Origin of the sequence: Pseudomonas haemolytica, assembly GCF_009659625.1 — a bacterium.
Lineage (GTDB): Bacteria > Pseudomonadota > Gammaproteobacteria > Pseudomonadales > Pseudomonadaceae > Aquipseudomonas > Aquipseudomonas haemolytica.
The window spans coordinates 344343-357944 of sequence record NZ_VOIW01000006.1; the positions used below are offsets into that span (position 1 = coordinate 344343).

A 13602-nucleotide genomic window follows, 5' to 3' on the forward strand; every position below is an offset into this window, starting at 1 on the left:
CTAACATTCTCACCTTTGAAGCCCCTGCCCGCGCCCAAGGAACCACCATGCACAAGAAACACCTGGCCCTCGCCCTCCTGGTCACCCTGGTCTGGGGCCTGAACTTTCCCATCACCAAACTGGGCCTGCACTCAATCGATCCGTTTGTGCTGACCGGCATTCGCTTTGCTCTTGCCGCCTTGCCACTGGTGTTCATCATCCGCCGCCCAGCGGTCAAGTTCGGCTATGTGGCGGCCTATGGCGTTATCTTCGGCCTGGGCATGTGGGGCGTGATCAACTATGGCATCCAACGGGGTGTTAGCCCGGGCATTGCCTCGTTGCTCATCCAGCTCAGCGTATTTTTCAGCCTGGGTTGGGGTTGTGTGCTGTTCAAGGAAAAAATCCGTGGTGCGCAGTGGCTCGGCGCTTTTCTCGCCTTGATCGGCCTGACGGGGATCATCGCTACCCAGCACGGTGACCACGCCGTGCAGGGAGTATTGTTGATTGTGCTCAGTGCGTTGGCCTGGAGCATCGGCAATGTGATCATCAAGATCTCGGGGGTGAAGGAAATTTTCTCGTTCATGGTATGGGCCAGCCTGTTCCCGCCGATTCCGCTGTTCCTCATGGCCTGGTGGCTGCACGGCAGCGCCGCGTTCGACAGCGTACCGGCGGCGCTCGACTTGACCGCCATAGCGTCGATCCTGTTCCAGGTCTACCTTGCCACGCATTTTGCCTACTGGGGCTGGAATACCCTGCTCAAGGCCTACCCGGTGTCCACCGTGGCGCCGCTGTCGCTGTTGATTCCAGTGTTCGGCATTGCCAGTTCGATGCTGATACTGGGCGAACGCATTAGCACGCTCCATTGGCTCTTCATCGCCGTGATCATTATCGGGCTGGCAGTGGGGCTTTATCGCAAAAGCGCTCGTGTCTAGCGATAGATAACCCTGCCAGAAATCGGGGACTTTGATCGTCCCACTACAACGCAGATAGCCAAAAGCCCGGCTTTGACCGGGCTTACGGGTGGTTCATCAGTGTCAGCAAGCGAAGTTGTCAATCTTGACCTGGCCATCTGGGAAGGTAGCGATGATTTCCAACTCGCCGCCCATCGCACGGATGTAGTCACGCAATGTACTGATGTACATATCAGTACGACGCTCCATCTTCGAAACCGCCGCCTGATTGATGTTCAATGCCTTCGCCAGGCTTGCCTGGCTCAATTGCTGGGCCTTGCGCAGCTCATGCAGCGGCATTTCTTTCAAATGTTGCTGAAGTATCTGCTCAGCATCGGCGCGCGACTCGGGCGTCATGCGAGCTTTCAGTTCCGCGAATTTCTTAGCCATGGTCACGGCCCTCTTTACGCAATGTTTCTAAATGTACGTCGTATAGCTTCTCGGCCAAGGGTACGTACTCGTGGTACCAACGGTGCTGTGCGGTTTTATCGCCACCTATCAGCAACACTGCACAGCGCCGAAAATCGAAGGCATACAACACTCTATAAGGTCGTCCTGCGTGCTGGACCCGCAGCTCTCGCAGGTTGCCGTGTCGAGCGCCCTTGATATCGCTGCTATGGGGAAAGCGCAGCCCCGGCCCGAACAGCTCCAGCAAATCAACACTGGCCGCCACCGAAGATTGCGCCTTCGCATCCAAGCCACCCCACCACTCTCCGAATTCATCCGTGTATTCAATGTCCCAGACCATGCAAATATGCCACCCAAGGAATATAAACTCAAGGGCATAACTTTAGGCCGACGCTGGTTGTCCAGCCAATCGCGCTCCAGAGGAAATTGTGTGTACATTCTTCAGCCAGGCGGGTGAGCAATAAACCCCATGCATTTATGCGCCAGCGTATTACTTCAAGAATTTTTTCCAAAAAAAACCGCCCTCACGGGCGGTTCAAAAAACTCGGCCTTGATCAAAAACCGAGGGAGAAACTGACCGTCACTGCATGGTCCTTGTCGTTGCGCGAAAGTTGACCCGAGTAGCCCAGACCCAGCTTGCCGTTCTGGCTGATCTGGTAGTCCAGGCCCGCTTCCACTACCGCGCTGTCCTTGGCAATCGGCACGCCCTGGGTGCTGAACGAGCCACCGCCGTTGATAAAGCTCAGGTCGGCGTCAGGCTTGGTATCGCCAAAGGCATGGCGCCAGCCGATGCTGCCTCGTGGGGTGAGTTTCGAGCCGTTGCCCAAGGTGATGGTCTGGCCGATGCGTACGCCCAAGGTCGAGTAGGTGATGTCCTGGTCGGCATCGCCGCGCAGGGCAGCCGAACCGCCTTTTTCCTTGATGGTATCGCTGTCGTAGTTGACGTAGGCCAGGCCGGCGAACGGTTCCAGGGCGACGCTACCGGTTTGGATGGTGTAGCCGACTTCACCGAATACCTGCGCACTGCGTGCCTTGTAATCAGCTTTTAGGCGCTGCCCCTCACCGCCCACGGCCACGTTGCGTTTGCTTTCGATGTCATGCCAGCTGTACGCCACGCCCATGCGTGCGGCGAAGGCTTCTTGCTGGTACGCGGTGTAGGCCATCAGGTGGTAGCTGTCGACGTCGGCGCTGGAGTTGCGGCGCTTGGCATCCAGGTCGCTGCGGGTGTAGCCAGCGGCTACGCCGACGCGCCAGGCGTCATCCACTTGTTTGTCGGTGCCGAGCAGGAAGCCGCTGAGGTTGCGGTCCAGCTTGGCGGTGTTGCTGTCACCGCCCATATGCCCCCAGGTGCCGAGCACACGCATCCAACCGACCATCTCGCCATGGCAACCGGCGCTGGTAAGGCGATTTTCGCTTGGCGCCAGGGCATTGCGTGGGTCGTCCTCGCGGTAGCAGCCGGGTTGGCGCAAGCGCTCGTTGACCGCGTCACGCACGTAACGCGAATCTTCGAGCATCGCGCTGGCGGTGCTGGCGTGGATCTCGCCAGACAAGCTGTCGAAGGCTGCACGCGCCCCTGCCACGTCAGTGTTGAGCAGCGCGTTCTGCACCGCCGCGCCACCGACTGCCGCACCGCTGCCCAACGCCGCCGCAACGCCGCGCTGGTTACCGGTGGCCGCCACGCTGGCGTAGCTGACGTTGTTACGGCTGACCGCCAGGGCCACTTGGGTTGGGCTGTAGTTCAACGCGGTATTGAGGAACGCCAGGTTCTCCAGGTTGGTGGTGGTAAACGTGCCGTTGACCGCGCCTGCGGTCAGCAGCGTGTAGGTGGTCGCGCCGGCATACGGTGCCAGGTTGATCACATTCAAGGTGCCGCCCAGGTTGGCGGTGCCGCCGACGGCCAGGGAGCCAGTGGTGGATGGGGTGATCACCAGGTTCAGCGCACCTGTGCTGGCGTTGGTGAAATTGCCGGCCACAGTCAACTTGCCGCCATCAGGGCTCACAGAGCCATTGTTGACCAGCGAACCGACACTGCCGTTGCCGGTCAGGCCCGCACCGTTGGCCACGGTGACTTGGCCGCCGAGCACTGCGCCAGGGTTGGCCGCGTTACCCACTTGCAGCACGCCTTGATCAACAGCAACGGTGCCGCTGAAGGGCTGGTTGCCGGTCAGCAACAACGCGCCCGCGCCTTGTTTGACCAGGGCACCGGTGCCGCTCAAGGTGCCGCTGAACTGACCATTGGTGGGCTGGACGAACAGCAAATTGGCGTTGTTGAGGATATTGCCGCGCAGGCTGGTGGTGTTACCCGCCAGCGTACCGCCACTGACCGTAGTGCCGCCGGTGTAAGTATTGGCGCCGGTCAGCAGTAAGGTGCCGGAGTCCAGCTTGTTGATCCCGCCGGTGCCCACCAGAGGTGCATCGATCTGAGTGGTTACGCCGGAGTTCACCCGCACCGCCGCCAGGCTGCCATCCGCCGCGTTGGTCGGGCTCAAGCTACCCCCTGCGCCAGCCGTCAGCGTGTAACCGGCGTCGAGGAATTGCAGGCCGGTGAAGCCTTGGTTGCCGACCACTGTCACGGTGCCGCCCTGCCCGCCAAATACGGCGAACTGGTTGGTGGACGTCTGGCCTTGGGTGCCCGTCGGATCGGTCCAATTGGTGCTTGGCCCCCAGGTGCCGCTGCCGCCGGTGATGCTGCCATTCGGGTTGGTGGTGCCGCCGTTCCAGAACTGGATCTGCCCTGGAGCAGTTTGCACCACCAGGTTGAGCTGGTTGGCCAGAGCGGTTTGCAGGCTCACATTGCCGAGTGCGACGGGCAAGGTGCCGAAGGTGAGGCCGTTGTCGGTCAAGCTGCCGCCGTAGCGGAACAGTTGGTACACGCCAAGACCGAAGCCGCCCGCATCGCTGACGTTAAGCGTGCCGTCCAGGGTCAGGTTGCCGGCGACATTCACTGCCGTGCTCGAGGCACCCGGCGCGCCGAGGGCGAAGTCCAGAGTGGTGCCCGACGACAAGGCCAGCGAGCCCACCGACAGTGGCGCCGCAGCTCCCGCCTTGAGCACTGAGCCGTCCGCCATGCTCACCGCCCCGCCCAGGGTGCCGCTGCCGCCGAGGGTCGCGCCGCTGGCGACTTGCACGGAGGCACTGTTCAAGCTGCCGTTGACCAGCAGGCTGCCCGTGTTGACGTTGGTGTTGCCAGTAAAGGTGTTGTTGCCACTGAGCAGCAACGCGCCTGTCCCGGTTTTATTCAACACGCCAGTACCGGTGAGGTTGCCGGTGTAGGTACCGTCGGTGGCTTGCTCGAAGGTCAATGTCGCATTGTTGGCAATGGCGCCTTGCAGGCTGTTGGTGGTGCCGGTGGTGCTGCCGCCGTTGAGCGTAGTGCCGCCGCTGTAGGTGTTGGCACCGGTCAGCAACAAGGCGCCGTTACCGTTTTTCACCAGGCTGCCGGTGCCGCTGACTACGCCGTTGAGGGCCAGGTCATGGCTGCCTGTCAGGCTCAGAGGACCGCCAAGGTTAATGGCATTGGCCAGTTGCAGGTCAGTGCCACCGTCCAGTTGCGCGGCGCCGCCAACCGTCAGTGCGCCACTGCCCAGGGCCGCGTTATTGCCGAGGACCAATTGACCGGCGTTCAGGCCGGTGCCGCCGCTGTAGCTGTTGGTGCCGTTGAGGGTCAACGTCGCAGCGCCGTTTTTCACCAGGCTGCCGCTGCCACTGATGCCGCCATTGAGCGTCAGCGCATTGTTGCCGCCCACCGCCAGGGCACCATTGAGGACCGTCGCGTTGGCCAGGGTCACCGCCGCGTTACTGTCCAGGGTGGTGCCGCCGGCCGCCGTCAGCACGCCGGTGCCGAGAGCACTGTTGTTACCGACCACCAGCGTGCCGCCATTCAACGCGGTGCCGCCGGTGTAGCCATTCGCGCCGTTGAGCACCAGGGTGCCGCTGTCGAGTTTGGCCAGGGTGCCGGCACCGTTGAGGGTCACACCCAGGGTCGCGGTGACATTCGGGTCAACGCGTACCGCGGTGTTGCCGGTGCCGCCATTGACCAGGTTGAGCACGCCCGCCGTGCCGGAGGCCAGGTTGTAGCCATCGGTGACGAACTGCAGGCCGGTGATGTTTTGCGTGCCGTCCACCGTCACAGTGCCGGCCGCCCCTTGGAACACTGCAAAACTGTTACCCCAGCCTTGGTTAAAGGTGCCGTCAACGTTGGTCCAGTTGGTATTACCGGCGTTCCAGGTACCGTTACCGCCGTCGATGGCACCGTTGCCGATCAGGTTATTGCCGTCCCAGAACTGCACGGTGGTGTTGGGCGCGGTGACCAGCAGGTTGACCTTGTTATTGATCGCAGTCTGCACTTGCAGGTCACCCGGGATCACGCTGCCCGGCAGTGTGCCGAGGGCCAGGCCGTTATCGGTCAAGGCCCCGGTGTAGTTGATGAGGTTGTAGAGGCCGCTGCCAAAGCCGCCGATATCGGTGACATTGAGGTTGCCGTCCAGGGTCAGGTCGCCGCCGACATTAAGCAGCCCGCTGCCGCCGCCCACCGCTGGGATGCCGAGGCCGACGTCCAGGTTGGCATTGCTGCCCAGCACCAGCGAGCCTACCGACAGTGTGCTGCCAGCGTTCAGGCCGATATGGCCACCGTCGGCCACAGTAACGGCGCCGGCAAGGGCACCGCTGCCGGTCAGGGTCGCACCGTTGTTCACCGCTACCGTACCGCTGGCCAGGGAACCTGTGACATTCAAGGTGCCGCCATTGACGTTGGCCGCGCCGCTGATGCCGTTGGTGCCAGTCAGGTTGAGCACACCAATGCCGTTTTTATCCAGGTTGCCGGCACCGCCCAGCGAACCGCCAAAGGTGTTGTCCAGATTGCTGCCACCCACCGCCAACGTGTTGCCGCCTGCCACCTGCACCGCACCGTTGCCGGCCAGGCTGTTGAGGCTGGCATTGCCACCCAGGTTGAGGCTGGCGCCTGTGCCGACGGTGACGCCGGAGGTATTGCCCAGCGCGCCATTACCCTGCGTGGTCACGCTGCCCGACGCCACAGTGAGGGGGCCGCTGAAGCTGTTGTTGCCAGTCAGCAGCAGGTCTGCCGCGCCATTCTTGATCAGCGCCGCATTGCCGGCGAGTACACCCGCCAGGGTCAGGTTATTGTTGCCAGCGACGGTCAGGTCGCCGTCGAGGTTGACCGCATTGGCCAGCACCAGCGGCGCGCTATTGGCCAGGTTCGCCGCACCGCCGACGGTCAAGGCACCCGAGCCGAGGGCCGTGGCGTTGCCGAGGGTCAGCGTACCGGCATTCAGTGCCGTGCCGCCGCTGTAGGTATTGGCACCGTTGAGGGTCAGGTTGGCGCCACCGGCCTTAGTCAGCGAACCAGCGCCATCCACTACGCCATCAAGGCTAAGGTCGTTGCTGCCGCCGACGGTCAGCGCGGCATTCAGGCTGGTGTTGTTGGCCAGGACCAGCGCGGTGCTGGTGTCCAGCGTCGCCGCACCATTGACCGCCAACGCACCGCTGCCGAGTGCCGCCCCATTGCCCAGGGTCAACGAACCGGCATTCAACTGGGTGCCGCCAAGGTAGGCATTGGCACCATTGAGGGTCAGGTTGCCGGTACCGGTTTTGGTCAGGCCGCCCGCGCCGCTGACCAAGCCGTTCAGGCTCAGGTCGGCGCTACCCAGAATGCCCAGGTTACCGGCCAGGTTCACCGTGTTGGCCAGGGCCACCGCGGTGCTGCTATCGAGGGTGGTGCCGGCTGCCGCGTTCAAGGCACCGTTGCCGAGTGCGGTATTGGATGCGAGGATCAGCCCGCCCGCGTTCAGTGCGGTGGGGCCGGCGTAGGTGTTGTTGCCGCTGAGGGTCAGGTTGGCGATGCCGTTCTTGATCAGGCTACCGGTGCCCGCCACGCTACCGGCCAGGGTCAGTGCATTGCTGCCACCGACCGTTAACGTGCCGTTGACGTTCACATTATTGGCCAGGTTGACCGCGGCATTGCTGTCCAGGGTGGTGCCATTGGCGGTGGTCAGTAAACCGCTGCTCAAGGCACTGTCATTGCCAACTACCAGGGTGCCGCCATTGAGCGCGGTGCCTCCGGTGTAGCTGTTGGCACCGTTGAGCACCAGGGTGCCCGCATCCAGCTTGGCCAGGGTGCCGCCGCCGTTGAGCGTGACGCCCAGGGTAGCGGTGACGCCAGGGTCGACCCGCACGGCGGTATTGCCACCGGTGCCATTGAACAGGGTCAAGGCGCCCGCCGCGCCGCCGGCCAGGGTGTAGCCATCTGTGACGAACTGCAAACCGGTGATGGCTTGCGCACCGTCAACGGTGACAGTGCCCGCAGTGCCTTGGAACACCGCGAAACTGTTCGGCGCCCAGGCGGTATTGAATGCGCCATTGACGCCGGTCCAGTTGCTGCCACCTGCGCTCCACGTACCGCTGCCGCCTTCGATGGCACCGTTGCCGCTGGTTTGGCTGCCGTCCCAGAACTGCACAGTGGTATTGCCGTTGACCAGCAGGTTGATCTGATTGCCGATGGCAGTTTGCAGGTCCAGGTCGGTGGCCGGGATATTCACCGGCAGGCTGCCCAGTTGCAGGCCGTTGTTGGTCAGGCCGCCGGTGTAGTCGATCAGGCGGTAGATACCGGCGCCGAAGCCGCCGATATCGCTGACATTCAGCGTACCGTCCAGGGTCAGGTTACCGTTGACCTGTACCAGCGCTGTGCCGCCGGTGGACGGAGCGCCGAGGCCCGCGTCCAGGTTGGAATTGGCGTTGAGCAACAGCGCACCGGTGGTCAGGGTATTGCCCGAGTTGACGGTCAGGTGGCCGCCATCGGCGATGGTCACATTGCCCAGCAAAGTGCCGGTACCACCCAGGGTCGCGCCGTTGCCCACCGCCACATTCGCGCTGGCCAGCGAGCCGTTGACAAGCAGACTGCCGGCGTTGACCTGGGTATCCCCGGTCAACGCACTGACGCCGCCGAGGGTCAAGGCGCCCGTGCCGTCCTTGGCGAGATTACCGGCACCGGTGAGGATGCCGTTGAAGCTGCTGTTGAGGTTAGTGCCGCCCACACTCAAGGTGTTGCCGGCGCCCACCAGTGCCAGGCCGTTGCCGGTCAATGCGCCCAGGCTGGCCGAGCCACCCAGGTTCAGCGAGGTGCCGCTGGCCAGGTTCACGCCCGCCCCCACACCCAACGCCCCGTTGCCCAGGGTGCTGAGGCTGCCGGATTGCACGTCGAACAGGCCCGAGAAGCTGTTGTTGCCAGTCACAGTCAGGTCAGCGCTGCCGGACTTGATCAGGCTGCCGCTGCCCGCCAGCACGCCGGCCAGGGTCAGGTTGTTATTGGCGCCGCCCACGTTCAGGTTAGCGTTGAGGTTGACCGCATTGGCCAGTACCAGCGGTGTGCTGTTGGCCAAGCTGGCCGCACCGCCGACCGTCAAGGCGCCGGTACCCAGGGCCGCTGCCGTGCCCAGGGTCAAGGTGCCGGCATTGAGGGTGGTGCCGCCTTGATAGGTGTTGACGCCATTGAGCGTCAGGTTGGCCGCGCCGTTTTTTACCAGCGCGCCGGTGCCGGTGAGCAGGCCACCCAACGCCAGGTCATTGCCGCCGGCCACCGTCAGCGCCGCGTTCAATACGGCATTGTTGCCGACGCTCAACGCAGTGTTGTTATCCAGCGTCGCTGCACCGCCAACAGTGAGGTTGCCCAGGCCCAGAGCTGCTGCATTGCCCAGGGTCAGTGTGCCGGCATTCAGCGTGGTACCACCGAGGAAGCCATTGGCAGCGTTGAGGGTCAGGTTGGCCGCGCCATTCTTGGTCAGGCTGCCGACACCGTTGACGTTACCGCCCAGGGTCAGGTCGGCTGTGCCGCCGATGCCCAGGTTACCGGCCAGGTTGATTGCATTGTTGACGGTCAGCGCAGTGCTCGCATCCAGCGTGGTACCGCCTGCCGCGTTCAACGCGCCACTGCCCAGTGCCGTATTGGCAGCCAGGATCAGGCCACCGGCATTCAGGGCGGTGGAACCCAGGTAAGTGTTGTTGCCGCCCAGGGTCAGGCTGGCGCCGCCGTTCTTGACCAGGCCACCGATGCCGCTGATCACGCCATTGAGCGCCAAGGCGTTGCTGCCGCCAACCGTCAGGGCGCCGTTGAGTACCGCATCATTGCCCAGGGTCACGGGCGCATTGCTGTCCAGTGTGGTGCCAGCCGCAGCGGTCAGGGTACCCGTGCCCAGCGCGGAGTTGCTGCCGACCACCAGCGTGCCGCCATTGAGCGCGGTGCCGCCGGTGTAGGTGTTGGCGCCATTGAGCACCAGGGTGCCGGTATCGAGTTTATTCAGGACGCCTGCCCCGGTTACATCGACGCCGATGGTCGCAGTCGCCAGCGGGTCGACGCGCACCGCGAAGTTGCCACTGCCGGTGTTCAATTGCCCACCGGTGCCATTGACCAGGGAGTAGCCATCAGTGACGAACTGCAGACCGGTGATGGTTTGCGCGCCATCGACGCTGACGGTACCCGCCGCACCTTGGAACACCGCAAAACCGCCGCCCCACGTCTGGTTGAGAATGCCGTCGGCCGAGGTCCAGTTAGTACCGCCCGCTGTCCATGTGCCGCTGCCACCGTCAACGCTGCCGTTGGCCACGTTGTTGCTGCCGTCCCAGAAGCGAATGTTCGGCGCTGACACCACCAGGTTGACCTGGTTGCCCACCGAAGTTTGTACCAACAGGTCACCCAGGCCATAGCCCACCGGCACACTGCTCACATTCAACGAGCCGCCCAGGCTACCGGTGTAGTTGATCAAGCGATACACACCGGCGCCGAAACCACCGGCATCGCTGACATTGAGGTTGCCGGCCAGGTTCACATTGCCGCCGACGTTCAGCAACGAGGTCAGCGAAGGTGCACCGAGCGCCACATCCATATTCGCGCCGGCATTCATGGTCAAGCTGCCGGCGGACAAGGTCGCGCCACTGCCCAGGGCCAAGTGCCCGCCGTTGTTGATATTCACATCGCCCAACAGCGAGCCGCTGCCGGTCAGGGTGCCGCCGTTATTGACATCGACCACAGCGCTGCCCAGGGAACCGGTGAGGTTCAGAGTGCCCGCATTGATCGCGGTGTTACCGGTGATGCCATTGATCCCGGTGAGATTCAACGTGCCGGTGCCGACCTTGATCAGGCCACCTGGGCCACTGAGGCTACCGTCAAAGGTACTGCTGGTACTGAGGCCACCCACGCTGAGATTGAAACCACCCCCCACCGCCACGCCGCCCGTGCCACTGAGGCCGGCCAGGCTGGAGTCGACACCCAGGTTCAGCGCGGCACCGGCTGCGACGTTGGCGCCGGAACTGCCAGCCAGGGCATTGGCATTCAACAGCGTGACGCTGCCGGACAAAATGTCCACGGCGCCGGTGAAGGTGTTGCTGGCCGACAGCGCCAGGTCAGCCAGGCCGTTTTTGATCAGGCTACCGGCGCCGCTGATCACACCGTTGATGGTCAGGTTATTGTTGCCGGCGACGGTCAGGTCAGCGTTGAGGGCAATATCGTTGACAAATTGCAGGGCCGGGTTGTTGTCCAGGGTTGCCGCGCCGCCGACGGTCAGGGCACCGCTGCCCAGTGCCAATGGGCTACCTAGGGTCAAGGTCCCTGCATTGAGGGTGGTGCCGCCGCTGTAGGTGTTATTGCCATTGAGGGTCAGGTTGGCAAGGCCATTCTTGGTCAAGCCACCGGCACCGTCGATCGCACCGCCCAAGGTCAGGTTATTGCTACCGCTGATGCTCAAGCCTGCGTTCAGGGTAACGTTATTGCCCAGGCTGACGCCCGCATTGCTGTCCAGGGTCGCCGCGCCGCCGACGGTCAGGTTGCCAAGGCCGAGGGCCGAGTTGCTGCCGACGGTCAAGGTGCCGGCATTCAGGGCAGTGCCACCGAGGAACCCATTGGCACCGTTGAGGACCAGGTTGGCCGTGCCGTTCTTGGTCAAGCTGCCGGCGCCATTCACTACACCGCCCAAGGTCAGATTGGCCGTGCCGCCGATGCCCAGGTTGCCGGCCAGGTTGATTGCGTTGGTCAGGCTGGCCGCCGTGCTGGCGTCCAGGGTGGTCCCCGCCGCCGCATTCAATGCACCGGAACCCAAGGCGCCACTCGCGCCCACCACCAGCTTGCCGGTGTTCAGCGCCGTATTGCCCAGGTAGGTGTTCACCCCGTTGAGGACCAGGTCGGCGGGGCCGTTCTTGATCAAGCCGCCGATACCCGCGATGGTGCCGCCCAGGGTCAGTGCATTGCTGCCGCCTAGGGTCAGGTTGCCGCCCAGGTTGAGGTTATTGCCCAGGCTCACCGCTGCGCTGGCATCCAGGGTGGTGCCCGCCGCTGCGTTCAACGCGCCGCTGCCCAACGCCGTATTGGAACCGACGCTCAAGGTGCCGGCGTTCAACGCGGTGACGCCGGTGTAGGTGTTGGCGCCAGTGAGGCCCAGTGTGCCGGCGCCGTTTTTGATCAGGCCACCTGCGCCACTGATGATGCCACCCAGGTTCAGGGGGTTGGCGCCGCCGGCGGTCAGGTTGGCGTTCAGAGTAATTGCGTTGTTGGCGGTCAGTGCCGCAGTGCTGTCCAGGTTCGCCGCGCCTGCCACGGTCAGGGCGCCCGTACCCAGCGCCGCTGCGTTGCCCAGGGTGAGTGTGCCGGCGTTCAGAGTGGTGCCGCCCTGGAAGGTGTTAGCACCGCTGAGAATCAGTTGGCCGGTGCCGATCTTGGTCAAGCCGCCAGTGCCCGAGAGCACGCCCCCCAAGGTCAGCCCGGTGGAGGCGCCCTGCACCGTCAAGCCACCGGTGCCCAGGGTCAGCAAGTTAGCCAGGGTCAGACCGTTGCCGCTGGCCTCGATGGTCCCGCCGTTGGCGGTCAACACGCCGCTGCCGAATGTGGCGTTGTTATTGAACTGCGAGATGCCGCCATTAAGCGTGGTGCTGCCGCTGACCAAAGGACCTTGCAGCGTCCAGGTACCGCTGTTGATGGTCAGGTTGTTGAAGTTGACGTAGTTGGCGCTCGACGCCGTGCCGGCGCCCGTAATACCACCGCCGACGCCGACGTTGTTCTGCAGGATCAAGGTGTTGCTGCCCAGGGCACCACCATCCACCTGGCCGGTGGGCGCGAACGTCAGGTTTACGCCGATCAGTCCGCCCAGGCTCAGGCCGATACCACCGCCTGTGTTCACAGTCGACCCTGTAACGGCGATAAAGGTATTGCTACTGCTGGCCCCCATCGACACACCACCGGAGATGGTCCCGGCGTTGAGGAAGGTATTCCCGGTGGCAGAACTTTCGAACGCCACGCGCCCGGTCAGGGTGCCGTTGTTGGTCATGTTGACCTGCCCGCCGCCTTGAACCGCCACCACCGGCGTATCGGAGGTGAACAGTGTCAGGCCGAGCAAGGACGAAGAGCCAATGGTGCCATTGTTGACGATCGTGGTGATGCCGCCTACGCCATTGGTGGCGTTCAGGGCCATACCGTCCAACGAGGCCAGGTTCAGCCCAAGCAGCGCGCCGGTGCCACGCATGATACCGGTGGCCGTGTTGGTGATGTTCAACGCGCTGGCCGCAGGGTTGCCGATGACTACGCCACCGCTCAGCACTGAAACAAACCCGAGTAGCGCCGGGTCAATCGTGCCGGAGTTGGTCAAGGTCGCGTTGTTGCCGGTCAGGGTCAGCGCCTTGCCACCCAGCGTCGCATTGAGTTGCGCCCCCGCGTTGACGTTGACCGTCAAGTCGGCGACCGCACTGGAGAAGGTGTTGAGGAACAGCGGCAATGACGGCACGCCCGTACAGGTCACCGTCACACCGGGCGTAGGGCTTGCCGGGGTACAGGCGGCGAGCACATCCGGACTCGCCAGGCCCATCACCAGCCCGGCCACCCCCAAGCGAATCGCAAGAGAGAGCGCAGAAATACGAGGTGTAACGGCAGTCGCAAGTCTTCTATCCACGTTCAACTCCTTATGGTCCAAGCGTTTCGTCCATGAATGCGTAGAAGCTCAATCCCAATGACCCACACGCATCGAATTCGAAAAACCTGACCGTGGTGACTACTGATCCAGTTGTCGAAAACATTAGTAGAGCCGCGGAAAAGTCATTGAATTAAATGGTATTAATACTTTCGTAAAGCCGGCGTAAGAATTGGACGACAGCCAACATCCATTGACTCTCGCGACAGAAATACAAGTTTCAAAATGTGAAAAAGCGCTTTAATAGCGCCCTATTTCCGTCCCCCGTAGGAGCGGTCAGCCGTTGATCCAAGTAAACAATGGAG

At 63.1% G+C, this 13602-nt stretch carries 4 protein-coding genes; 1 reads left to right on the forward strand and 3 read right to left on the reverse strand.

Going from position 1 to position 13602, the window contains the following annotated elements; all coding sequences use genetic code 11:
* The first annotated feature begins 47 nt into the window (after nt 1–47).
* A complete protein-coding gene (locus tag FRT59_RS20705) occupies nt 48–911 on the forward strand; it encodes an EamA family transporter (RefSeq protein ID WP_153872235.1) in 864 nt (287 codons plus the stop codon).
* Nucleotides 912–1013: 102 nt separating this feature from the next.
* On the opposite strand, the gene FRT59_RS20710 is transcribed toward FRT59_RS20705, so the two are convergent.
* From FRT59_RS20710 to FRT59_RS20720, 3 genes are all read right to left on the reverse strand, one after another.
* Nucleotides 1014–1319 carry an XRE family transcriptional regulator gene (locus FRT59_RS20710; protein WP_034120120.1) on the reverse strand — a complete coding sequence of 102 codons (306 nt, stop codon included), beginning with the start codon at nt 1317–1319 and terminating at the stop codon, nt 1014–1016.
* Nucleotides 1312–1677 (reverse strand): type II toxin-antitoxin system RelE/ParE family toxin, encoded by a 366-nt coding sequence (locus tag FRT59_RS20715; protein WP_153872236.1) that lies wholly within the window; start codon nt 1675–1677, stop codon nt 1312–1314. Before FRT59_RS20715 ends, FRT59_RS20710 begins: the two co-directional genes overlap by 8 nt.
* Nucleotides 1678–1891: 214 nt before the next feature.
* Nucleotides 1892–13279, reverse strand: a complete 11388-nt coding sequence (locus tag FRT59_RS20720; protein ID WP_198809713.1) for an autotransporter-associated beta strand repeat-containing protein — start codon at nt 13277–13279, stop codon at nt 1892–1894.
* Nucleotides 13280–13602: the final 323 nt, after the last annotated feature.